The following is a 23500-nucleotide window of genomic DNA, read 5'->3' on the forward strand; positions in this document are numbered from 1 at the left end:
CATCGTTGGACGTGATATCGGCCCCTATTTTAGGGAAGCCCGGGTGCTGGCGGGATATTTAGCGTCGCAGGGCCTTATAGGTAGAACTCCCCATATCAGGCCGGTTTGAAAAAACACAATATATTATATAACGTGTTAGCTGGCGTCGGCCAGCCCTATGAGGAGCGCTGGATGTCGTCATCCCCGGAAGTGCTGCGTGACCGTTGGGGCATACCGCATGTGCGGGCACAAGGTATAGACGACCTGTTCTACGCCAATGGATATGTGCATGCGCAGGACAGGATGTGGCAGATGGATGCCGCGCGCCGCCGCGCGGTCGGGCGTTACGCCGAATGGGTCGGCGCCGAAGGCGTGCCTGCCGACAGCCTCGCGCGCCGCTTAGGCGTGGAAGCGGCATCTCGTCGCGACTATGCGCATCTGAACGGGGAAACGCAGCGCATGCTGGAGTGCTATACGGCTGGCGTCAATGCAGCCATGGCGCAGCTCCCCCTGCCGCTGGAGTATCGGCTGCTCGGTGAACGACCGGAGCCTTGGGAGCCCTGGCAATCGGTGGCCGTCATGCGCCAGCGAGGTCTGTTGATGGGATCCATATGGTTCAAGCTGTGGCGCGCGGCGGCCTTGCGTACCGTCGGGCCCGAAGCCATACGTTGGCTGCGCTACGACGACGGAGGTCAGGAGCGCTATGTTTCGCCGCAGGATGCCGCCTTGACCGGACGCTGGATCGCGGGTCTGAAGGACTTGGCCCCGGCGATCGAGGCGCTGTTGGCCTTGGCACCGGAAGACGCCACCATCGCGGGGTCGAACAACTGGGCGCTATCGGGAGCCCACACTGCCAGTGGCCTGCCGCTGGTTGCAGGCGATCCGCATCGTATTTACGAGATCCCGGGAATGTATGCGCAACTTCACCTGAGTTGCGACGATTTTGACGCATTGGGTTTCTCTGTCCCTGGGGTACCGGCCTTTCCCCACTTTTGTCATACCGAGTCGGTCGCTTGGTGTGTGACGCACGCTTTCGCCGATATCCATGACCTCTATCTGGAACGGTTCGACCCTGCGCGGCCAGATCATTATGAAACCGAGACGGGATGGCAACGGGCCGATAGCCGGACAGAGGCCATCTCCGTAAGAGATGGCGCCGAGGTGCAGGTGGCGATTGAGCATACCCGGCACGGTCCTGTCATTGCACGCATGGGGCGTCACGCGGTGGCCTTGCGTTCCGTTCAGCTCGACCCGGTGGATCGTTCATTAGATTGCTTGTTGCCCATGCTACGGGCAGGCGACGTACAGCACTTTAATGAAGCCAGCCGTGCCTGGGGGGTTATCGACCACAGCGTGGTATCGGCTGACCGGCAGGGGCATATCAGCGTCAATGTCCGCGCCATCGTCCCTGAGCGCGACCGCGTCAACGGCTGGTTGCCAGTGCCTGGGTGGACAGGGCAGCACGAATGGAAGGGCTTTATCCCCTGGGCACGTATGCCGCGCGTGGTCGATCCGGCGGATGGGATGATCGTGACCGCCAACAATCGCATTTCTCCGGAAGATGCGGGCGATTACCTCTGTACGGATTGCCATCCGTCGACGCGCGCCTGTCGTATCGCGGATCTGCTGCGCCCGATGACCGCGGCCTGCGTTGATGACATGCAAACCCTTCTCGGCGATGTGAGCAGCGCCAGGGCCCGAGAAATTGCCGCAAGAATCGCAGCCGTATCTGTGGAAGAGGGCGCTGCCAAGGCGCTGCAGGCCATGCTCAGTGGCTGGAATGGACAAATGGTGCTGGATGCTGTCGAGCCGACCGCCTACATGGCGCTGCGGCAGACCATGACCCGACTGCTGGCGCAGCGCAGCGGACTTGAGAATGCGGCCGCGGACCCGTTTGCCAGCATGGCGGCACCTAGCGTGGTACCCGTCAATCAGCTGTGGTGGTCGTTGCCAGAGTTACTGCGACGTGATGACTGCAGTCTGCTTAACGGTGCCAGTTGGGACGAGATCATTAAGGAATCGCTCGAATGGGTCGCATCTTCCGCGCCGCTGTCGCCGTGGGGGCGCGCGCATCGTCCCCGCTTTGCGCATCCGCTAGGTCTGCATTTCGCCGGGCAGGCTGTTGCACCGGTCTCCAATCCCGTGGCTGGCGATGGCGATTGTGTCAATGCCAATGGCGCCTATCCGTCTTCCGGATTGGCGGCCACCTATGGACCCGTGGCCCGTTACATCTTCGACGTGGCCGACTGGGATAACAGCCGCTGGGTCGTGCTGCATGGCAGCTCCGGCGAGCCTGGCCATGCTCACTATGAAGACCAAAATGCATATTGGGCGCGTTGCGAGCTCGTACCAGCGCCATTTTCACGCCAAGCGGTCGATGCGGCCGCCGTGTCGCGTACCCATCTAACCGTGCCGTTGCAGGCCCTGTCTGCTCAGTAAAAAGGGGAAAACCATGCTGACCAAATTCTCGATCAAGCAAGCCACTTTATGCGCGGCGCTATGCCTTGCACTGCCTGCCTTGGCCGCGCAGGAGGAAAAGCCGAAAACGGGGGGAACGCTGGTCTATGCCAGTCTGTCGGGACCCGGTACGCTTGATCCCCAGGTGGCAGCGAGCATGGTGGACCTGGAAGTCATCCATCATCTGTTTGAGGGGCTGGTGGCCATGGACGCCCACTACAACACCAAGCCCTTGCTGGCCCGGGAAGTCAAAGTCAGTGATGATCAGAAAACCTTCACGTTCCTGCTTCGTAAGGGTGTGAAGTTTCACAACGGCAAAACAATGACTTCGGCCGACGTGAAAGCCACCTTCGAACGCTATGCACGCGTCAGCCCCAATAAGGCCGTTCTCGATGACGTGCTGAAGTACGACACGCCAGACGACGACACCTTCGTCATTGAACTGAAGAAACCCAACTCGGTTTTTCTGGACGTGTTGAAAACGCCGGTTTATCCCTTCGTGATTTTGCCCGCTGAGCAAAAAGACAAGCCGGCTCGGGGGATCGATATCATCGGCACGGGGGTGTTCAAGCTGGGGCAGTGGGTCAAGGACAGCCATCTGACGATTCAGCGGTTTGCCGATTATGTCGCCGACGATAGCGCAAGCGGGCCTGACGGCTTTGCCGGCAAGCGTACGGCCTATGTCGATGCGGTGCGGTTCAACTTTGTACCGGAGGCGAATGCACGCGTGGCGGCCATGCAGACGGGGGAGGCCGTGTTCACGTCGACCGTGCCCCCCGAACTGGCCGCGCGCTTGAAATCGCAGAAGCACCTGGAGGAAGTGACGGTTTATCCATATTGCCAACAGTACTTCATCGTCAATTCGCAGCAACAACCGACGGACAAGCCGCAGGTGCGCCAGGCGATCCGTACGGCGGTGCATGTCGACGATATCATGAAGGTGATCGGCGCCTCGCGCAAGAATCACTCTATGGTCTATCCGGACGGCGCGTACTACGGCGGCGACGTCACCAATGGCCGCTACAACGAGAACGACCCGAAGAAAGCGCGGGATCTGCTCAAAGAAGCAGGTTATCAGGACGAGCCCATAGTCCTGCAGACGAATAATAACTACGACTACATGCGCGACTCCATTCTGGTGTTGTCGGAGCAATTGAAGAAGGCCGGGATGAACGTCAAGATCGACATCACGGACTGGACCAGCAACGCCTCCAATCTGCAAACCGGCAAGGGCAATTGGAATGTGTCGACGACCAGTTTCTGCTCTAACCCCATCCTGGGGCCGCAGCAATGGCAGTCGATGATTTACAACTTCCCGCACGTCAAGAACGACAAGGTGCTGGATGACGCTTATGAGACGTTTTACAAGACCGGCGATCTTGAGGGGCGAAAGAAAGCGTGGCTGGATATCGAACAACGCGTGCTGGATCAGGCCTATCTGATCAAGGTTGCCGACCGGGGTAACGTCCAGATACTGAACACGCGGAAAGTGGGTGGATTCGAGCCGTACTACATGAACCATTTCTGGAACGTCTGGCTCAAGTAAGGATCGGCTATGTACCGCATCGTTTTCACCCGGATCGGACAGGCTTTGCCGGTGATGCTCATCGTGGCGGTCCTCACTTTTTTCCTGATGCATATGCTGCCGGGAGATCCGGCGGTCATCATCGCGGGAGATCAGGCGGGGCCGGACGCCATCGCCGCGGTCCGTCACAGCCTGGGGCTGGACCGGCCGTTGCTGGATCAATTGTGGTTATGGCTGACTCATCTGGCTCAGGGTAATTTCGGCGAGTCTCTGATTCTGAATCAGCCGGTGCTCCAAGCGGTGGCCGAGCGTTTGCCGGTGACCTTGTCGCTCGCCACAGTCGCTTTCGCGATCACGCTCCCGGTTGGGATAGGGATGGGGATGATTGCCGCTTACTGGCGCAACTCCTGGTTGGATTCGGCAGTGATGGGGTTCGCGCTGATCGGCGTATCCGTTCCGAGCTTTTGGATAGGGACTCTGTCGGTCATCCTGTTCAGCGTGAACCTGGGTTGGCTGCCATCGGCCGGCTACGTGCCAATCGAGGATGGTTTCTGGGAGTGGCTCGGCGCATTGATTCAACCCGCGGTTGTGCTTGCCTTGTTTCAGATAGGGTTCATGGCGAGGATGACAAGGTCTGAGATGCTTGAAATCCTGGACCAGGATTATGTTCGCACGGCGCGCGCCAAAGGGGTCTCGGAGTTCCTGACCGTCAGCAAGCACGCGTTCCGTAATACGCTGGTTTCCGTGGTGACGGTTGGTGGATACATACTGAGCCTTTTGATAGGCGGATCGGTCGTGGTGGAGCAAGTGTTTGCGCTGCCCGGAATCGGCAGACTCCTGGTGCAGGCCATCATGGCGCGCGACTATCCCACCGTACAGGGCACGATGTTGCTGCTGGGGTTCGCCTTCGTACTTATCAACGTGTTGATCGATGTGGTCTACACCTTTCTCGACCCACGAGTGCGTTATGACTGAGACCGTCGCCCACATTGCGGCCCCGGCGGAGTCACCCGCCACCCATTCCAGGACACTGGTGCTCAAACGGCTGTGGCGACACCGGTCTTTCCGGCTGGGAGCCATTGTGCTGTGGCTTATCGTAATGGCCGCGGTCTGTGCGCCCTTCCTGACAAAGGGGGATCCCATGGCCATGCAGATCGCCAATCGATTTCATCCGCCTTCTTGGGAGTACCCTTTCGGAGCGGATCAGTACGGACGGGATGTGTTTACCCGTGTGCTCTACGGTGCGCGTCTGTCGCTCTGGATTGGCTTTACGGTGTCCATTCTTGCCGCCATCGGCGGCGCAGTGATCGGTATGGCGGCGGGCTACTTCAGCTGGCTGGATTCCCTGCTCATGCGATTCATGGACGCGTTGCTGGCATTCCCGGCCATCCTGCTTGCCATAGGCATCAATGCGGTGCTTGGGCCCCAAATCCATAGCGTCATCATTGCTCTAGCCAGTGCTTACATCCCGCGCACCGCGCGCATCGTTCGCGCGTCGGTGCTGGTGATCAGGCGTCTCGATTATGTTGACGCTGCACGCATCAGCGGGGCAGGCGCCTGGCGCATTCTTACGCGTCATATATTTCCCAATACGATGGCGCCGTTGCTGGTATCGCTGACCTTCATTTTTGCCTACGCGATTCTGGCTGAAGCCACCTTGAGCTTTCTCGGGATCGGCCCTCCGCCGCCCATGCCGAGCTGGGGCAACATTATCTCCGAAGGACGGGATTACGCGGTCGAGGCCTGGTGGATCATGCTCTTCCCAGGGTTGGCGATCAGTCTCTCAGCGCTTGCCATCAATCTGTTGGGTGATGGATTACGCGATGTCCTGGATCCGAGGCTGAAAGTGGAGGGCAATTGATGAGCCTGCTGGAAGTCGATAACCTCAGCGTGGATTTTCGTGGTGACACGGGCTGGACGCGCGCTGTCAGCAACGTTAGCTTTTCTCTGGAGGCCAATACCTCATTGGGTATCGTGGGCGAGTCAGGAAGCGGCAAGAGTGTGTGTGCGCTGTCGATTCTGCGCTTGCACCATCGGCGCATGTCCCGGATGCCCGAGGCCAGCATCCGTTTTGACGGCAGCGATCTTCTGGGTATGGGTGAGAGGGAGTTGAGGCGCGTGCGCGGCGCAGATATTGCGATGATCTTTCAGGATCCCATGAGCTCGCTCAATCCTGTGCTGACCATCGCTGATCAGATAGGCGAGACCTTGCGGATTCATCAGGGTCTGGACAGACAGGCAGCTCGCCGCCGGGCGGTTGAGCTGCTGGATTTGGTCCGGATACCCGACGCGGCCCGGCGGGTGGACGAGTATCCCCATCGATTGTCAGGAGGCATGCGGCAGAGGGTAATGATTGCGATGGCCATCGCCTGTAGGCCACGGTTGCTGATCGCCGACGAGCCGACCACCGCGCTGGATGTCACGATTCAGGCGCAAATCATGCAGCTCCTGCGTGAACTGCAGGCTGAAATCGGTATGTCGGTGATTCTGATATCGCATGACCTCGGGTTGGTGGCGGAGTTTGCGCAGCGCGTCATCGTCATGTACGCCGGGCATATCGTGGAGCAGGCCGATGCTGCCGACATGTTCGAACGTCCGTTGCATCCTTATACGGAAGGTTTGTTGCGCGCGATTCCCAGGCTCGATAGCGTACCGGGTCGGCTGCCGGCCATCCCCGGCAACATTCCAGCACCCGGAAACTGGCCCAAGGGTTGCCGCTTCGGTCCACGCTGCGGGTTGGCTCGGCCGGCCTGCCTGGCGCGTGCGGTTCCACTCGAAACCGTGCAGGGACACCGGCTGTTGCGCTGTCCGCCGCGGCGCCTAAGCCTGGAGGCGACCCCATGAGCGAAATCGTACGTGTGCGCGGGCTGACACGGGACTTCAAACTGGGTCGCGCTGCGGGCAATGCCGTCCTTCGGGCGGTCAATGATGTCAATTTTGACATCGGCTTGGGCGAAACATTGGGGTTGGTCGGCGAGTCCGGGTCCGGTAAATCGACCATCGGCCGGATGATGATAGGGCTGCTTGCGCCGTCACAAGGCGAGATATGCCTGTTCGGGGAGTCGATTACGGGTCTGGACGGCAAGAAGAAACTGGAACGAGTGCGGCGCCGCCTGCAGTTCGTTTTTCAGGATCCCTATTCTTCGCTGAACCCGCGCATGCGCGTAGGTGATGCCGTGGCCGAACCCATCGATATCGCGCTGAAACTCGGCTCGAGGGAGCGTCAGGAGCGCATTGCCGAGTTGTTCGAGATGGTGGGGCTACCCCCCTCTTTTGCGTCTCGATTCCCCCACGAGTTTTCGGGAGGGCAGCGGCAGCGCATCGTCATCGCCCGCGCCTTGGCTTTGAATCCGGAATTCGTGGTGTGTGACGAAGCTGTGGCCTCGCTCGATGTATCCATGCAGGCCCAGATCGTCAATCTGTTGATGGATTTGCAAGAGAAGTTGGGCTTGAGCTATCTGTTCATCGCCCATGATTTGGCCGTCGTGCGGGCGATCGCGCAGCGCGTGGCAGTGCTGTATGCCGGAGAGGTGGTGGAGGTGGGCAAGCGCGAAGGGCTGTATTCCCGCCCGCGTCATCCCTACACGCAGGCCTTGCTCAAAGCGGTGCCAAGGCCAGAAGTCGGGCGACCTCGCCCGCCGCCCATCAAGGGCGAACTCTTGAGCGTGCTCAATCGGCCCAAAGGGTGCAGTCTCAGCCCACGCTGCGCCTACGCCACAGGACGCTGCCACGAAGAAAAACCGCAGTTGCGGGATGTCGAGCCCGGGTGGATGGTGGCATGCCATCACCACGAGACGATCGAAGGCCGTGGCTGAACATTCAAACCAAGGAAGTTTCCCGATGCCCCGCAACCGCCCAGAGTTTGGCCCGCATAATCAGCGGGCCCGTACGACCAGTGTCATGCATCCCGATCAAGGCCTGCATTTGTCGCATTGGTACGAGGCGCCCCGCGAAGATCCAACTCAGGCGGAAGTCTATGTCTACACCGATGATCTCTCGTATGCGCCCGGCGATACGGTAGTCTTCAGAGCGTCGAGCAACGCGGCTCACTTCAGTCTGGAAGTCTGGCGTGATGGCGTGGAGGCTGTTTGCGTCCATGCCGCCGATAACATAGCTGGCCAGTTCGTACCCATGCCGGCGCAAGCCTACCGCCAGGGGTGTGCGTGGCCCGAAGCCCATCGCTGGACGATTCCGGAAGATGCGGTCAGTGGTTTCTATCGCGTGGCTTCGTGGTGCCAGCGGCCTGACGGGTCCCGGTTCTTGCAGCATCATTTCTTTGTCCTGCGGCCCCCCATTGGTCAAGCCAAAGCATCGGGACGGTTCTTGCTTTTGTTGTCGACCTCGACATGGACGGCTTATAACGATTGGGGGGGAGCAAACGCCTACGACGGCATAGACGGCCCGAATGGGTGTGACTTTTCACCGGTCTTAAGTGTGCAACGTCCCTGGACCCGTGGCTTGGTGTGGTTGCCGCCCGGCGCGCCGCGCCTGTGTGACCCGGTGCCACGCGAACCCTGGGAAGCTCCGCGCTATCCGACCAAGGAGTGGGCCTATACGAATGGCTATGCCCAGTATTACGCTTCTTCCGGCTGGGCGCAGTTCGAGCGGCATTTCGTGATCTGGGCCGAGCGTGAGGGTTATCACTTCGACATGATGACTCAAACCGACCTGCATTACCGTCCGGAATTGCTTGAGGCGTACGGCACGGTGGTTATCGCCGGCCACGATGAGTACTGGACGCGCCAGATGCGCGAAAGCATCGACGGTTTCGTTGAACGTGGCGGGGCGGTGGCGCGCTTTGGCGGGAATTTTATGTGGCAGATCCGCCTGGAGGACGAAGGCAGACGCCAGGTTTGCTACAAAGCGCGCGCCAAGGATGAGGACCCGGTACGGGGAGGCTGCGACCACGCCTATCTCACCGGGGCCTGGGAGGAGCAGGCCGTCAACTGGCCCGGCGCAACGACTTTTGGCGTCAATGGTATGCGAGGTGTTTACTCGTCTTGGGGCGGATTTGCCCCGCGTGCGAGCCGGGGCTTTACCATCTACCGCCCGCAGCATTGGGCGTTTCACGGTCTTGACGTGCACTATGGTGATGTCATGGGCGCTCAGGCCGGTATATTCGCCTATGAAGTCGATGGTTTGGAATATACGTTCCGCCATGGCCTGCCGTACCCCACACACGAGGACGGAGCGCCGGAGAATACGCAGATCCTGGCGATGTCACCGGCTCTGTACGGTGAAGAAATGCATGATGGCGAAGGTTTTCGCTACTATCTCAAAGATGGTGGACTGGCCCGCAAGGCCGAGGCGCTCAGCGGAGATTCCAGCCCCGAGTCCATCGCACGACATCAATACGGTTCGGGCATGATGGTGTCGTTTACTCGTGGTCGTGGTGAGGTGTTCACCGCTGGAAGCTGCGAATGGGTCATGGGGCTGACCCGCAACTGTTACTACACCCAAGGTGTCACACGTAATGTGCTGGCACGTTTTCTCGCGCGGCAAACATCCGTGTAGCGGGCTGGCCAGGCTTGCCGCGCCTGGCCACATAACCGTGCGCTGCCTCAATTGGCCGTGAGGCCTGCCTGTTTGACGACATCGGCCCAGTGGGCGAGATCTTTTTTCAGCGTGGCACCCACGACCTCGGGGGGTTGATAGCTCGCGTAGCTGCCCTGTTTGGTGATCTGCTCCTGGAACGCGGGCGAGGTCACGACGGTCTGCATGGCTTTGGAGAGTTTCTGCACGACGTCGGGCGGCATGTTGGCCGGGCCGAACAGCGAGAACCAGGCCTCGAGCTGGAAGTCGGGCAGGCCCGCTTCGGCGGTGGTCGGCACGTCGGGCAGCATGGGATGACGGCGGGCGCTGGTGATGGCCAGGCCGCGCAATTGGCCGGCCTGGATCTGGCCGATGACGGTCGGCGGGGTGGTGATCAGCAGCTGGACTCTATTGGCCAGCAGGTCCTGCATGGCGGGCGCCGCGCCGTTGTAGGGCACGTGGGTCATGTGGGCCTTGGTGAGCAGTTTGAATTGTTCGGTACCCAGGTGCTGGATGGATCCCGTGCCGGAAGAGGCGTAGTTGAGATTGGCGTCGGGCTTTTGCGCCAGGGCGATGAATTCGCGCAGATCCTTGGCGGGCGAGGATTTCGGTACGGTGATCACGTGCGGCCCGCGCGTGACTTCGGCGATGGGCGTGAAGCTCTTGATGGGGTCCCAGGGCAGATTCTGGGTCAGCGCGGGGTTGCCGGCATGGAAGCCCTCATAGGAGAACAACAGGGTGTAGCCATCCGGTTTGGCGCGCGCGACATGGCCATAGGCGATGTTGCCGCTGCCACCGGGTTTGTTCTCGACGATAACGGGCTGGCCCAGTACGTCCTTCAGATGCTGCGCCAGCGCGCGGCCGGCGATGTCCATGGCGCCGCCGGCGGCCACGGGCACCACGATGCTGACGGGGTGGTTGGGGTAGTCCTGGGCGGCGTGGCTTGCGCAGGTCAACAGGCTGGCCGCGCAGGCCAGGGCAAAGGTCCAGCGACGGGTCATAGTCTTCCTCCTGGGTGCGCGTCTGGGCGCGCTGTGTCGATGCGCCATGTTGAATGCACGGCGCCTTGCGACACATTATTGGCCGCGCCACGGCTTCGCACCGATGGTCCCGCGCTTGTATCAGCTATGCTTTTTTGTACTAGGACGCGCCAGGTTCAGGCCAGCGCGATGCCCAGATCCCGCTCGCTGGCGGCCAGCGCGTCGCGCAGGGTGGGGGCCAGGGCTTCGGCGACCGTGCGTGCGGCGCGGGTCAGCGGACGCGATACCGACGTGGCGACCATGAGGCGCGTGGCCAACTGCGGCGCGCCCAGCGCGGTGGCGTGCAGCCGGCCGTCACGCAGCTCCTCGGCCACGGCCGGCAAGGCCAGAACCGTATGGGCGGCCCCGGTGACCGCCACGGCTTTCATGAGACTTAGGTCGTCGAGTTCATAGTCGACCCGCAGCGTGACCCGGGCTTTGGCCGCGGCGGCTTCCAGCGTGCGGCGCAGACCATGCGTGGCGCTGGGCAAAGCCAAAGGCAGTTGCGCCAGGGTCGCGATGTCCACCGGACGCGGTCCGGACGGGGGAAGGGCGGATATCAGGAACAGCCGGGCTTCGCCGAGAAAGTCCACGCCGATATGGCGGGAGCGGCGGGCATCGTGCAGGATGGCGATATCCAGCCTGCCGTCGACCAGCCATTCGTGGACATAGCCGCTGTAACCGGACAGGAAGTTCAGGCGCAGGCCGGGATGGCGTGCGCGCAGGCGTTCGATCAGCGGCAGACCCAGCAAGGACAGTATCGTCGGCGTGATGCCGATGCGGACCAGCCCCGAGATGGGACGCTCGCTGTCGCCCAGCCCGGTCATGGCCGAACTCAGCTCCCGCATGAGCGGCAAAATGCGTTGGCGGAAGGCTTCGCCCTCCGGCGTGAGCGAGACGCCGCGTCCGTGACGGTAAAAGAGGCGGGCGCCGCAGCTTTCTTCCAGACGCTGCACCTGACGGCCCAGGGCCGGCTGGGCGACGCCGATCACGCTGGCCGCGCGGGAAAAACTGCCGTGTTCGGCCACACTGAGAAAGTACTCAAGCCGCTTGAAATCCATGCCTATTCCTTGGCTGGCGGGTCCATGACGCCGATGATGCCTGGATTTCGGCTGGCAAGCCATGCCTGCCCGGCATAGCTGATAACGGCGCGGGGATATTGAAGCCGGCCCGGGGCCGAGCCCAGAATGCGGGCGATACCTTTTGCGCAGCCCGCCACCATGTCACAGACTTCTTCGCACGCTTTGCTCAACGTTCTGGCCGCCAATGGCGTGGACCGGGTCTTCCTCGTCCCGGGCGAGAGCTATCTCGGCATTCTCGATGCCCTGGTGGATTTTCCGCAGATCGATACGGTCACCTGCCGTCATGAGGGCGGGGCGGGCTACATGGCCGTGGCCGATGGGCGGCTGGCTGGCCGTCCTGGCGTGGCCCTGGTCAGCCGCGGACCGGGGATGAGCAATGCGGCCATTGCCGTTCACACCGCGCAGCAGGATGCGGTGCCCCTCATCATGATCGTGGGCCAGGTGGCCAAGAAAGATCTGCGGCGAGAGGCTTTTCAGGAAATCGACTACCAGAAGATGTTCGGCAGTATCGCGAAATGGGTGTTCGAGCCGACCGAACCCGGCCAGTTGGCCGAGGCGGCTTTCAAAGCGGTCCGCCTGGCGACGACCGGCACACCGGGCCCGGTGGTGCTGGTCATTCCCGAAGACATCCAGCAGCAAGAGACCGAACAGCCCGAGTGGCAGGCGCGCGGCCATGCGGCAACCTTGCCCGATGCGCGCACGATGGACGATCTGGCGCACGCGTTGCAGCGCGCGCAGCGGCCCTTGGTGATTGCCGGCGGTACGTTGGAGCAGGGGGAGGGACGCGCGGCATTGTTGGCCCTGGCTCAGGCCTGGGCGCTGCCGGTGGCGGTGTCGTTCCGGCGGCACGATGTCTTTCCCAATACGCATCCGCAGTACGTGGGTGAGTTGGGCCTGGCCAATCCCGCCGCCCAGATCGCCGCTTTCGAGGAGGCGGATTTCATTCTGGCGCTGGGCACGCGCCTGGGCGACATTCCCACGCAGGGCTATGCCTTCCCGGCGTTGCCGCAACCGCGGCAGGTACTGGCGCACTGCTATCCCGATCCGCATATCGTGGGGTTGAACCACGCCGCCGATTACGGGCTGGTCTGCAGCCCCGAGGCCCTGGCGCAAGCGCTGGCGTTGCGCGCCGGCCCGGCCGCGCCCGAGCGTCAGGCGTGGATCGCGCGCCTGCGGGCGCTGCACGAAGCCCGCGCGGCCTGGCCCCAGCGCACGCCCCAGGATGGGGTGGACTTCGCGGCCGTGGTGCACAGTGTGGCGCGGCAGGCGCCCGCCGACCTTGCCGTCTGCCTGGACGCGGGCACCTTCGCCGCCCCGGTGTACCGGCACTTCCCGTTTGTCTATCCGCAGCGGTTAATGTCGCCCATCGCCGGCGCAATGGGCTACGGCGTGCCGTCGGCCATCGCCACCGCGCTGCGCGGGCAGCGCGCGGTCTGCATGGTGGGCGATGGCGGGCTGCTGATGACGGGCAACGAAATGATCTTGGCGGTGGAGCGCCGCCTGCCTATCCTGTTTATCGTGTCGAACAATGGCAGTTATGCGTCCATCCGCATTCACCAGGAGCGCCACTATCCCGGGCGCGTCAGCGGCACCGCCCTGAACAACCCTGACTTCCTCGCTTTGGCGCGCGCCTACGGCATGCCCGCGCAACGTATTACCGAGGCCGCGCAGATCGATGAGGCGATCGCCCGGGGCCTGGCAGCGCCGGGACCGGTGTTCATCGAGGTCGCCAGCAGCCTGGGCAGTGTATTGCCCTGAGGCCGCCCGGCCTCGCGATGGCGCCCGCCGGGCCATTGCTGAAAAAATCCTGATGGATCGATCGGGAATTCTCTTCTTTGCTTAACGGGCCTTTCACGTTGCGCCGCCACGATGTGGTCAGCGTGAAAACCCTGACTAAAGAAGAGAAACATGCAAGGATTGAACTGGAGAAGGTGGTGCGCGCTGGCCGTGACCACCGGGGCGCTGGCGGCCTGCGGCGGCGGTGACGGCGATGATGCCGATGATCCGCCAGCCGAAACGCCCGTCACCCAGCCCGGCGCCTCGGTCAAGAAGGTGTTGTTGGTGGGGATCGATGGCCTGACCTACGACGCCCTGCGGCAGGGGCTCGAGGCCAAAACACTTCCGAACCTGGCACAGTATTCGATCACGCGCGCCTGGACGGGCGGCGTGACGGCGGCGCCCACGCAGCAAGCCACGCTTGCCGCCCCGGGCTGGGCGACCCTGCTCAGCGGCCAATGGGCGGACCGGCACGGCGTGCGCTCAAATGCGGCCGATCAGGCTATCAAGACCGCCAGTGTGTTTCAGCGCGTCAAGAGCGCTCAGCCTCAAGTGCGTAGCGCCGCCGCCATGCATTCCACGCTGTTGGCCGGTTTGATCCGCCGTGACCGGGACGCGGGCTATCTCGATTCCCTGACGGACTGCGCGGGCCTGGACGACTGCGTCTCTTCGCAAGTGCGCGACCGTATTACCGAAGGCTACGATGTGGTCGTGGCCCAATTCGGTGCGCCGGGCAGCGCCGCCGCCGAGGGCGGCTTCGACACCCGCTATGAATCCGTGCTGCAACGCACGGATGCGGCGCTGGGCGTGCTGGCCGCGCAGATCGCCGAGCGGCGTGCCTCCCACCCGCAGGAGAGCTGGCTGACGGTCGTGGTCAGCAGCCACGGCCTGGGCAAGACGGGCACGCAAGACGGGCTGCCCCTGGCGCCGAACAAGACGGTTTTTGTCGCGAGCAGCTTGCCCGACATGCTGGGCGGCAGCGCCGACGATGCGGCCTTCGATGGCGCCTGGGATAGCAATTGGTACGCGCTGCCCAGCGCGGCCGATGTGGCGCCGACGCTGCTCAGCCATATGGATGCCCTGCCCGAAGCGGCGGGGTATGACCTGGCCGGCACCTCGCTGGCCGAGTCCCTGGCCGTGCGCCGCCTGGTGACGCGTACCGCGATGGACAACAAGAGCGTGACCCTGAACTGGGTACGCGTGGGCGAACCCGAAGGCGAGATCGTCATCAGCCGCGATGGCACGGAGATTGCTCGGGTGGCCGGCACTTCTGCCGAGTATGTCGATAGCGCTTTTGCTTTTGACACCGAGGGCCTGCACAGCCTGAACTACACCGTGGCGGCCGGTCATTCGGTGGCGTCGGCGCGCGCGACCGTGCTCTACACCAAACCGGTGCTGCTGCTGGCGTCGTTGCGCACCGGCCTGACGATGTTCTTCCCCTTCGAGGGTGATCTGGCGGATCTGGCCAACGGCGGCGGGGCCATCACGCCTTATGACGGCACGCAGCAGCCGGTCTTCGCCCAGCAGGGCGTCTTTGGCAGCATGTTCCAGAACGAGCGCGGCTCGGCGGCCAGCGGCGCGTTCAAACTGGACCACCCCGCCGGAATGCTGACGACACCCAACGCGTTCACCATCGGGTTTTGGTACCAATCGGATGGCGTGGCCAACGACCGCTCCATCATCGGCAACAAGAACTACAACTCGGGCGGCAATCCCGGCATCACCATCGCGCAATGGGCCGGTCCCGAGCTGCGATTCAACCTGGCTGGCGGGTCGCGCGTCGATATCAACGGCGTGAAGTTCACGCCCAACAAGCCTATCTACGTGGCCATGGTGATCGACAAGACCGCCAAAACCATGGAGGCCTATGCCTACGACCCGGAGCTGGGCTTCTCGCGCCGCAGTGTCGCCACCGGCTCGGTCAACCTGGCCCAGGTCGAGGGGGTGTTCGGTCCGCACATTGGACTGAATGAGGACGGCCTGGGCACCTACGGTGTGTGCTGCGCCGGCACCAAGGGCCCGTACACCATGTACTTCGATGATCTGGCCATCTGGTCGCGCGCGTTGACCGAAGCCGAGGTGCGGTCCATCGCGCTGTCCGGCAAGTCCATCCAGGAACTGTTTCGCTGATTTTCACCAGGAATGACCATGACTACCTACCCGAAGCTGCGCGGAGCCTTCCGCCTGGGCGCTGCCCTGTTGTTGACCGCCGCGCTGGCCGCCTGCAGTGGCAGCGATCACGACGACGACGAGAGTGCGGCCACGCCGCCCGACAGCGGTACCCAGCCCGAGACGCCCGTCGTCAAACCTGAATTGCGCTGCGCGCCCTAAGCCCGAACACCCGTCAGGAAACCCCTGTGAACTCGAACGACACCTCCATCCACGCCGGCAAGCGGCGTTTCCTGCGCAACGCGCTGGCCTCCACGGCCGGTCTGACCGCGCTTTCCATGTTCCCGCCTTCGATCCGCCGTGCGCTGGCCATTCCCGCCAACAATCGCACCGGCACGATCAACGATGTCGAGCATGTGGTGATCCTGATGCAGGAGAACCGTTCTTTCGATATGTACTTCGGCACATACAAGGGTGCGCGCGGTTTTGGTGACCGCATCACCATCCCCTTGCCGAACGGCCGCAGCGTGTGGGAGCAAAGCAACGGCACGCGCGTCGTCATGCCCTATCACCTGGACAGCACGCAGGGCAACGCGCAGCGCGTGGCAGGCACCCCGCACGACTATGTCGATGCGCAGAACGCCTGGGACGCCGGCCGGATGGCGCAATGGCCGCGCTATAAGCAGGATCAGTCCATGGGGTATTACCGGCAGAAGGAGCTGGAGTTCCAGTTCGCGCTGGCCGAGGCCTTCACCTTGTGCGACGCCTATCATTGCGCCTCGCACGGTGGGACCAATACCAATCGTTTGTTCCACTGGACGGGCACGAACGATCCGCTGGCGCAGGGCAATGGGCCGTCGACCCGCAACCAATGGGACGGCTTGGGTGCGTCCTCGACCGGCTGGACGTGGAAGACCTACCCCGAGCGGCTGCAAAGCGCTGGCGTGTCCTGGAAGGTCTATCAGAATCTGCCCGATAACTACACCGACAACCCGCTGGCCGGCTTCCAGCAGTTCCGCCGTGCCAATGAGCTGGCGGGCAATGCCAGCAGCGGCTCGCCGTACACGCCGTGGACCTCCAGCATGGATGCCGGAAATCCGTTGTATCGGGGCGTGGCCAACACCATGCCCGACGGCGGTTTCCTGCAGGCCCTGCGCGACGATGTCCAGAACGGCACCTTGCCGCAAGTGTCCTGGATCGTGGCACCAGCCAACTATTCGGAGCACCCGGGTCCGTCCAGCCCGGTGCAGGGCGCCTGGTACATCCAGGAGGCGCTCGACGCCTTGACCTCCAATCCGGACGTCTGGAGCAAGACCGTCTTTCTCATCAACTTCGACGAGAACGATGGCTACTTCGACCATGTGCCGTCGCCGGCCGCGCCGTCCTTGAACACGGATGGCTCGATGGCGGGCGCATCGACCGTCAATACCGATATGGAGCGCCACACGCACGCGTCGGCGCAGGATGCCGCCGACAACCGCGTCTACGGACCCGGCCCGCGCGTACCCATGTACGTGGTGTCGCCCTGGAGCCGTGGCGGCTGGATCAATTCGCAGGCCTTTGACCACACTTCCGTGCTGCGTTTCCTGGAAGCGCGCTTCGGCGTGGCCGAAGAAAACATCAGCCCGTGGCGGCGCGCCGTGCTGGGCGATATGACCTCGGCCTTCAATTTCGCTACGCCCAACGATGAGGTGCTGCCCGATCTCAATCTGCTGACCCGCGCGGGTTCGGATCAGGAGCGCAGCGCGCAGCAGGCTTTGCCCGCCGTGCCCTTGCCCGACGCCACCAGCCAGGCGCGGCCAGTGCAGGAGCCGGGTGTTCGCCCTTCGCGAGCCTTGCCTTATGAACTGCACACCAGCGGCCGCAGTCAGCCAGGCAACGGCCTGATGTGGCTCGTGTTCGCCAACACGGGCAAGGCGGCGGCCGTGTTCCATGTCTACGACCGGCTGCATCTGGATCGTGTGCCGCGCCGCTATACCGTCGAAGCGGGCAAGCAGCTCGAAGGCAGTTGGGACGTGGCGGGCGACGGCGGCAAGTACGATCTGTGGGTGCTGGGCCCCAATGGCTATCACCGCCATTTTGCCGGCGATCTGGCGCTGGCCAGAACGTCGCAGCTCGATGCCGAGATCCGCGTCTGCTATGACGTCGCCAACGGAGATGTGTACGCGAGCTTCATCAATAGCGGTAAGGTCGCCTGCAATTTCTCGGTCACGCCCAATGCGTACTACGCCAGCGAGGCGAGCCGGACCTTCAGTGTCGCACCCGGGGCGCAGGCCGAAGCGCATTGGCCGCTGGCCGACAGTGGCAGTTGGTACGACTTCACGGTGCGTCTGGCCGAGGATCCCGCCTATGAGCGCCGGTTCGCCGGGCGGGTGGAAACCGGCAAAGCCTCGGTGACCGATCCGGCCATGGGGCAGTAGGTCAAGGCGCCGGCCTGCCCAGCGTGTGCTGCGCAGGCCGGCGGCGCCCTCAGGCCGCTTGCGGCCGCAGGGCGACGGGCGCGTCTATGCGGCGAAAAACGAGCGCCGAGGCCAGGGTCACCAGGCCAGTGACCGCGAAGGCAATGCGAAACGCACTGGCCGCATCGCCGGTGCTGCCGGCAAAGAGCGAAACCAGACCGCCGCCAATGGTCACGCCCAGGCCTATGGCCAGCATCTGTACCATGGAGAACAGGCTGTTGCCGCTGCCGGCCTCGCGCGCAGGCAGGCCTTTGAGCGTCACGCCATTCATGGCCGCGAATTGCATGGAGTTGCTCGCGCCAAAGACGCACAGCACGGCGATCTCCAGCCACAGCGGCGTGCCGCGCGCAAAGGTCGCGAAAGCGGCAATGGACGCGCCCACGATGACGGTGTTCCAGATGAGGAACTGGGTATAGCCGAAGCGCTTGAGCAGCGGCGCGATCCAGCTTTTGGCGATCGCGCCGGCGACCGCGGCCGGCAGCAGCATCAGCCCGGAATGCAGCGGGCTATAGCCCAACTGCAGTTGCAACAGCAGCGGCAGCAAAAAGGGCACCGCGCTGGAGCCGATGCGGCAGACGAGATTGCCGGCCAGGCCCACGCTGAAGTTCGGCGCTTTGAACAGGCCGAGCCGGAACAGCGGGTTGGCGTGGCGCCGCGCATGCCAGATGTAGGCAGCGACAGACAACACGCTCACGCACAGCAGCAGGCTGGAGATCAGCATGCGGTGGGTGTGGGCCGGGCCTTCGAGCGCCAGCGAGAAGCTGACCATGCACAGCGACAGCAAGGCGCCGCCGAGCCAGTCGAAACGCGGTGCGTCGGGCAGGCTGTCATCGGGCAAAAATTTCCAGACCGCCACCAGCCCTACGGCGCCCACCGGAACGTTGATGAGAAAGATGGTGTGCCAGCTCATGGATTGCACGAACCAGCCGCCCAAGGTGGGGCCGACGATGGGGCCGACCTGGCCGGCGATCGAAATCATGGCCAGCGCCGCCACATAGGCCTCGCCGCGGATCGCGCGCAACACGGCCAGCCGGCCGACAGGCAGCAGCATCGCGCCGCCCACGCCCTGCACCACGCGCGCGGCGGTCAGTTGCGGCAAGGACTGCGACAGGGCACAGAACACCGAGCCTAGTACGAAAAGCAGGATGGAAACGAAATACACCCGGCGTGAACCAAACCGGTCGGACAGCCAGCCCGAGGCCGGGGTGAGCAGGGCCATGGTCAAGGTGTAGGCGACCACCACCGGTTGCATTTGCAGCGCCGAAACGCCGAGGCTGTCGGCCATGGACGGCAAGGCGGTATTGATGATGGTGGTATCGAGCGCCTGCATGAAAAAACCGCCTGCTACGGTCCATAGCATGGCGGTATGAGCGGAAGACTTGGGCATGAACGGCGGGGGTCCTGAAAGCGGGCCCGAAGCGCGTAGGCTTCAGGCCGGGGGGCAATGCAGTCATTCTAGTGATCGTGACCCTATCGATATATCCGTTAGGTACACTAACTGCTATCGAAATTGTCGATGAGTAGTATTTGATCAGGCGCAGCCCATGCTCAATCCTGTCTGGTTACGCACCTTCGCCACGGTGGCGACCTCGCACAGTTTCTCGGCGGCCGGCCGTGAGCTGGGCCTGACGCAGTCCACGGTCAGCGAACACATCCGCCGCCTGGAAAGCGCCGTGGGCCGGCGGCTGCTGACTCGCGACACCCATACGGTCGCGCTTACGCCGGACGGTGAAGCCATGCTGGTGCACGCCCGGGTGATTCTCGAGGCCATGGCGCATGCACAATCGCAGTTTCTCTCGCCGCGCCTGCGGGGCCGGGTGCGGCTGGGCTGCTCCGACGATATTGCGCTGGGCCCGCTGCCCAGCATTCTGGCGGCCTTTCGTAATGCGCACCCCGATGTGGAGCTGCAACTGACGATTGCCATGACCGGCAAGCTCTATGAATTGCTCGATGCCGGCGCGATCGATCTGCTGGTGGGCAAGCGCCGGCCGGGAGATTCGCGTGGCGCCCGCCTGTTTACCAGCCATATGCTGTGGATCGCGCGCAGCGGGACCGAGGTGGATCTCACGCAACCGCTGCCGCTGGTGCTGGCGGCCGAACCCAGTGTGTCACGCACCGTCGTGCTGGATACCCTGGCGCAGGCCGGCGCGAGCTGGCGCATCGTATGCACGAGCAGTTCGCTGGCGGGCAGCAGTGCAGCCGCCCGGGGCGGCCTGGGCTTGACCGTGCGCCCGGAATTCATGAGCGGCAGAGGGCTTGCCCCGCCGGTCAACGCCGCCAGGCTGCCGCCCTTGCCGGACGCGGAGTTCGTCACGCTGGGGGCCGCCCATCTGAGCCGGCCGGCGGAAACCTTGCTGCAGATCCTGCACGACAGCGAGTTGCGCGGCACCTGGACGACGGTTTAGGCCGCGGGCGAGGGCAAAGGGCGGCGCGGGCCGGCCAGGTATGCGACCATCATCTGCACAATGCCTGCCGTGATGCCCAGCCCCGCGCCGATCTGCCAGGCCAGGGTATAGCTGTGGAGCAGGTCGTAAGCCAGCCCGCCGCCGATGGCGCCCGTGAAGCTGCCCAACTGGTGGCCGCAAAAAGCGACCCCCGTGAGCATGGCCTGCCAGCGCAGGCCGAAGGTCTGGGCGATCCAGCCAGTGACCAGCGGCGCCACGCCCAGCCAGAGAAACCCGATCACCGCCGCGAAGATCAAGGTGCTCTCGGGCGTCGGCAAGGTATGGAAGTATCCAATGAACGTCACCGAGCGCAGGATATAGATCAGGCCCAGCAGCATCTGTTTGTTCCAGCGGCCGCCCGCCCAGCCGAAAAAGAGACTGCCCAGGGCGTTAAAGCCGCCGATGGTGGCCAGCGCCTTGGCTGACAGCATGGGGTCCAGGCCGCAGAGCGCAAGATAGGCCGGCAGGTGCGTGGTCAGAAACACCAACTGCATGCCGCAGACGAAGTAGGCCGTGGCCATCACCACGAAGGGCAGATTTTTCATCGCCATCGACAAGGCCTGGCGCGCATTTTGTTCGCCGGCGGCGGCGGGCGCCAGGCGGGGCAACGCGTCGACCTTGCCGGCATACCAGGCGGCCGGCAGCATGAAGACGGCCAACACCACGAATGACAGGCCGCCCATGCGCCAATCCCAATGCTGCGCGACGGCCTGACCCAGCGGCGCGGCCAGCATGGCGCCCAGCGATCCGGCGGCGGACACGATGCCCAGCACCAGGCTGCGCAGTGCGGGCGATACCGGCCGCACGGAAGCCGCCATGGCCACCGCACTGCCGGTCGCGGCCAAGGCCGCGCCCACGGCAAAGCCCGCGCCCAGCAATACGCCCAGCATGCCATGCGCGGTGGTCAGCAGCACCATGCCCAGGATATAGAGCAATGCGCCGCCCACCATCAGGGGCCGAAAACCCCAGCGCACCACGAGCGCGCCGGCAAAGGGCTGTAAAACGCCCCAGACGAGATTCTGTACCGAAATGGCGATGGTGAAATCGCTGACCGATATCCCCAGATCCTGGGTCAGCGGCGGCAGAAAAATGCCCAGGCTTTGCCGCAACCCCATCGCCAGACTGAGCATGATCGAGGCACCGATCAGAATGGGCAATGCAGGGCGCAGAGAGGCGGACATTGTTGCGATCAGCTTGTCAGGGGTTGCACGGCCGGGCGGCCGCGCCTGGGGCAGTGTATCCCTTTGTGTGCGTGCCAAGCATAAAGATAGATGTTTTTCGTATAAGCCTTGTCCCGCCTGCGTGGCGGCCCGCCTGACCCCGGCGCAAGCGGGCCGCCGCGTCCCGCGGGGCCGGGTTTTCGTCAGGAGGGGTTACGGAGCAGGCGTGCGCCGGGCGGCGGCGGATTCAGCGTGCCGTAATCTTGCGCACCTGGTTTCCTTCGCTTACATCGGTGCGGGGCGCAGTTCCTACCATGGGGTCGTGGGCTTCAAAGACGGCGCCGCCAGGCGCCGCGACATCAAAGGAGGCAAGCATGCATAAGCATTCCGCAGCGCAGCGTGACCCCGGAATTGGTGAGCAGGCGCGAGATCAGGGCAAGGCCAAGAGCGGCCGCGTCGGCGCGCAGGAGCCGGGCTACGGAAAACCGTCGGGTCAGAAACCCGCGGGCAAGGGCCAGCAAAAGCCCAACCCCAACGGCCCGCAATACGAAGAGGGCGGCCAGTATCCTGGCCCGCGCCCGGGGAGCAGCCGCCAGGCCAGCGCGCAGCCTGAACGACGTGAGGTCATCAGCGGCGACCTGCGGGTGGGCGAAATTGTGCGCGAGCAACTGCGCCACAGTGGTTACGACGTCAGCGCCGTGACCGTCGATGTGCACCAGGGCTGTGTCCGGCTTGATGGCATGGTGCCCGACGGGCGCACCCGCCATGGTGTGCAGAGCTGCGCCGATAGTTGCGTGGGCGTGCGGGGCGTGGAGAACCACACCCGCGTCAGCGAGGCGTCCCGCACCGGCGCCGCGCGCCACTGATTCGCCCGCGAGCCGGCCCCGGGGCGGCGCTGCACTTCAGGCCAATTCTGGACGGCCGAAGCGGCGATTCTGCAGCACCGGCAAGGCCTGCCGGGCTTGCGCAATCCGCGCCGTATCGATGTCCGCGAAGACCAGCGCATCGGTTTCCGCGGCGCGGGCGACGATGACGCCCAGCGGGTCGATGGTCATGCTCGCGCCAATGTTGCGCGGCCCGCATTCGCCGACGGCAACCACATAGCAGGTGTTCTCCAGGGCGCGGGCTTGCGAGAGCACCTGCCAGTGCATTTCTTTCATGGGGCCCTTCACCCAGGCCGATGGCGCGACCAGCACATCGGCGCCATCGAGCGCCAGGCGCCGCGGCAACTCGGGAAAGCGCAGGTCATAACATGTGAGCATGCCGATCTTCAGGCCGCCCACCTCGACCAGGGGCGGGATGTCCGCGCCCGCCAGCACATTGACCGACTCCTGCATATTGAACGCATCGTACAGATGCAGCTTGCGGTATTGCGCAATGACCTGGCCATCGCGCAGCGCGACTTGCGTGTTCCAGACCTTGCCGTTGTCGGCCGGCACGTGCACACAGAAAAACACGGTCAGGCCCTGCGTGGCCGGCAGCAGCGCGGAGAGAAAAGGGCCGTCCAGCGGCTGGGCCGAGCGCTTGACGATATCGGGGTCGGTAATGTCGCGGGCCAGCACCCCTTCGGGCAGGACCAGGGCCTGGGCGCCGCCGGCGCGGGCGCGCTCCATCAGCTCGCGGCAGATGGCGGCGTTTTCTTCCCAGACGGGGCGGACGGCGAATTGCCCCATGGCAATCTTCATGGTGTTCTCCAGACAGGATGCGAGATTCAATAGTGCGGCGGACGTTCGTCCAGCAAGCTGCGCCAGGGGCCATTGGCGCCGTCGGATTGCTGATGGCGCAACTGGCCGATATGAGCGGCCATCGCTTCGATCTGTTTTTGCTGCTCGAATACCAGCAGATTGAGGCGGTCCAGCAGGTCTTCGGCGAAGCCCAGCTTGACCTCCAGCTCCGTGACGCGGGCAGCAAGTTCGTGTTCGTGTTCCATGGCCTTATTAAACCGCAGACTCGGCCGG

Annotated in this window: 19 protein-coding genes; 13 read left to right on the forward strand and 6 right to left on the reverse strand. The window is 63.7% G+C overall.

Features of this window, described 5'->3' with window-relative positions; translation table 11 throughout:
- The first annotated feature begins 105 nt into the window (after positions 1-105).
- From CAL22_RS10160 to CAL22_RS10190, 7 genes are all read left to right on the forward strand, one after another.
- A complete protein-coding gene (locus tag CAL22_RS10160) occupies positions 106-2418 on the forward strand; it encodes a penicillin acylase family protein (RefSeq protein ID WP_208621944.1) in 2313 nt (770 codons plus the stop codon).
- A 13-nt stretch (positions 2419-2431) separates the two neighbouring features.
- Positions 2432-3982 carry an ABC transporter substrate-binding protein gene (locus CAL22_RS10165; RefSeq protein ID WP_094812767.1) on the forward strand — a complete coding sequence of 517 codons (1551 nt, stop codon included), beginning with the start codon at positions 2432-2434 and terminating at the stop codon, positions 3980-3982.
- Between the two features lie 9 nt (positions 3983-3991).
- Positions 3992-4936 carry an ABC transporter permease gene (locus CAL22_RS10170; RefSeq protein ID WP_167383588.1) on the forward strand — a complete coding sequence of 315 codons (945 nt, stop codon included), beginning with the start codon at positions 3992-3994 and terminating at the stop codon, positions 4934-4936.
- Positions 4929-5822 carry an ABC transporter permease gene (locus CAL22_RS10175; protein ID WP_094812769.1) on the forward strand — a complete coding sequence of 298 codons (894 nt, stop codon included), beginning with the start codon at positions 4929-4931 and terminating at the stop codon, positions 5820-5822. Before CAL22_RS10170 ends, CAL22_RS10175 begins: the two co-directional genes overlap by 8 nt.
- Complete coding sequence (locus tag CAL22_RS10180; RefSeq protein ID WP_094812771.1) at positions 5822-6805, forward strand: ABC transporter ATP-binding protein; 984 nt, start codon at positions 5822-5824, stop codon at positions 6803-6805. Before CAL22_RS10175 ends, CAL22_RS10180 begins: the two co-directional genes overlap by 1 nt.
- Positions 6802-7776 carry an ABC transporter ATP-binding protein gene (locus CAL22_RS10185; protein WP_094812773.1) on the forward strand — a complete coding sequence of 325 codons (975 nt, stop codon included), beginning with the start codon at positions 6802-6804 and terminating at the stop codon, positions 7774-7776. Before CAL22_RS10180 ends, CAL22_RS10185 begins: the two co-directional genes overlap by 4 nt.
- An 85-nt stretch (positions 7777-7861) precedes the next feature.
- Positions 7862-9475, forward strand: coding sequence for a N,N-dimethylformamidase beta subunit family domain-containing protein (locus CAL22_RS10190; RefSeq protein WP_208621945.1), 1614 nt, complete (start codon positions 7862-7864; stop codon positions 9473-9475).
- A 47-nt stretch (positions 9476-9522) separates the two neighbouring features.
- Here CAL22_RS10190 and CAL22_RS10195 read toward each other — a convergent pair whose 3' ends face one another.
- Together CAL22_RS10195 and CAL22_RS10200 are read right to left on the reverse strand one after the other, a co-directional pair.
- A complete protein-coding gene (locus CAL22_RS10195) occupies positions 9523-10494 on the reverse strand; it encodes a Bug family tripartite tricarboxylate transporter substrate binding protein (protein ID WP_094812777.1) in 972 nt (323 codons plus the stop codon).
- Between the two features lie 155 nt (positions 10495-10649).
- A complete protein-coding gene (locus CAL22_RS10200; protein ID WP_094812779.1) occupies positions 10650-11573 on the reverse strand; it encodes a LysR family transcriptional regulator in 924 nt (307 codons plus the stop codon).
- Positions 11574-11732: 159 nt separating this feature from the next.
- Here CAL22_RS10200 and CAL22_RS10205 point away from each other — a divergent pair, with 159 nt between their 5' ends.
- The 4 genes from CAL22_RS10205 to CAL22_RS10220 all read left to right on the forward strand — a co-directional run bounded on the left by CAL22_RS10205 (position 11733) and on the right by CAL22_RS10220 (position 17899).
- Entirely contained in the window at positions 11733-13352 is a 1620-nt protein-coding gene (locus CAL22_RS10205; protein WP_094812781.1) for a thiamine pyrophosphate-binding protein, read from the forward strand.
- A gap of 150 nt (positions 13353-13502) precedes the next feature.
- Positions 13503-15500 carry an alkaline phosphatase family protein gene (locus CAL22_RS21215; RefSeq protein ID WP_208621947.1) on the forward strand — a complete coding sequence of 666 codons (1998 nt, stop codon included), beginning with the start codon at positions 13503-13505 and terminating at the stop codon, positions 15498-15500.
- Between the two features lie 18 nt (positions 15501-15518).
- Positions 15519-15701, forward strand: coding sequence for a hypothetical protein (locus tag CAL22_RS10215; RefSeq protein ID WP_094813589.1), 183 nt, complete (start codon positions 15519-15521; stop codon positions 15699-15701).
- A gap of 26 nt (positions 15702-15727) precedes the next feature.
- A complete protein-coding gene (locus CAL22_RS10220; protein WP_094812783.1) occupies positions 15728-17899 on the forward strand; it encodes a phosphocholine-specific phospholipase C in 2172 nt (723 codons plus the stop codon).
- A gap of 49 nt (positions 17900-17948) precedes the next feature.
- Here the strand turns inward: CAL22_RS10220 and CAL22_RS10225 are convergent, their stop codons facing one another.
- Complete coding sequence (locus CAL22_RS10225) at positions 17949-19325, reverse strand: DHA2 family efflux MFS transporter permease subunit (RefSeq protein WP_094812785.1); 1377 nt, start codon at positions 19323-19325, stop codon at positions 17949-17951.
- 157 nt (positions 19326-19482) lie between these two features.
- On the opposite strand from CAL22_RS10225, the gene CAL22_RS10230 reads away from it, so the two are divergent.
- Positions 19483-20343 carry a LysR family transcriptional regulator gene (locus tag CAL22_RS10230; protein WP_094812787.1) on the forward strand — a complete coding sequence of 287 codons (861 nt, stop codon included), beginning with the start codon at positions 19483-19485 and terminating at the stop codon, positions 20341-20343.
- Here the strand turns inward: CAL22_RS10230 and CAL22_RS10235 are convergent.
- A complete protein-coding gene (locus CAL22_RS10235; protein WP_094812789.1) occupies positions 20340-21563 on the reverse strand; it encodes an MFS transporter in 1224 nt (407 codons plus the stop codon). The genes CAL22_RS10230 and CAL22_RS10235 overlap by 4 nt on opposite strands.
- Before the next feature lie 353 nt (positions 21564-21916).
- Between CAL22_RS10235 and CAL22_RS10240 the strand changes: the two genes are divergently transcribed.
- Positions 21917-22408 (forward strand): BON domain-containing protein, encoded by a 492-nt coding sequence (locus CAL22_RS10240; RefSeq protein WP_094812791.1) that lies wholly within the window; start codon positions 21917-21919, stop codon positions 22406-22408.
- Between the two features lie 36 nt (positions 22409-22444).
- Here the strand turns inward: CAL22_RS10240 and CAL22_RS10245 are convergent, their stop codons facing one another.
- Together CAL22_RS10245 and CAL22_RS10250 are read right to left on the reverse strand one after the other, a co-directional pair.
- Positions 22445-23227: a deaminated glutathione amidase gene (locus tag CAL22_RS10245; RefSeq protein WP_094812793.1), complete on the reverse strand. Its 783-nt coding sequence runs from the start codon at positions 23225-23227 to the stop codon at positions 22445-22447.
- 26 nt (positions 23228-23253) lie between these two features.
- A complete protein-coding gene (locus CAL22_RS10250) occupies positions 23254-23472 on the reverse strand; it encodes a SlyX family protein (RefSeq protein ID WP_094812795.1) in 219 nt (72 codons plus the stop codon).
- Between the last annotated feature and the right edge of the window lie 28 nt (positions 23473-23500).

The sequence above is a fragment of the Bordetella genomosp. 12 genome (assembly GCF_002261355.1).
In the GTDB taxonomy this organism is placed as follows: domain Bacteria; phylum Pseudomonadota; class Gammaproteobacteria; order Burkholderiales; family Burkholderiaceae_B; genus Bordetella.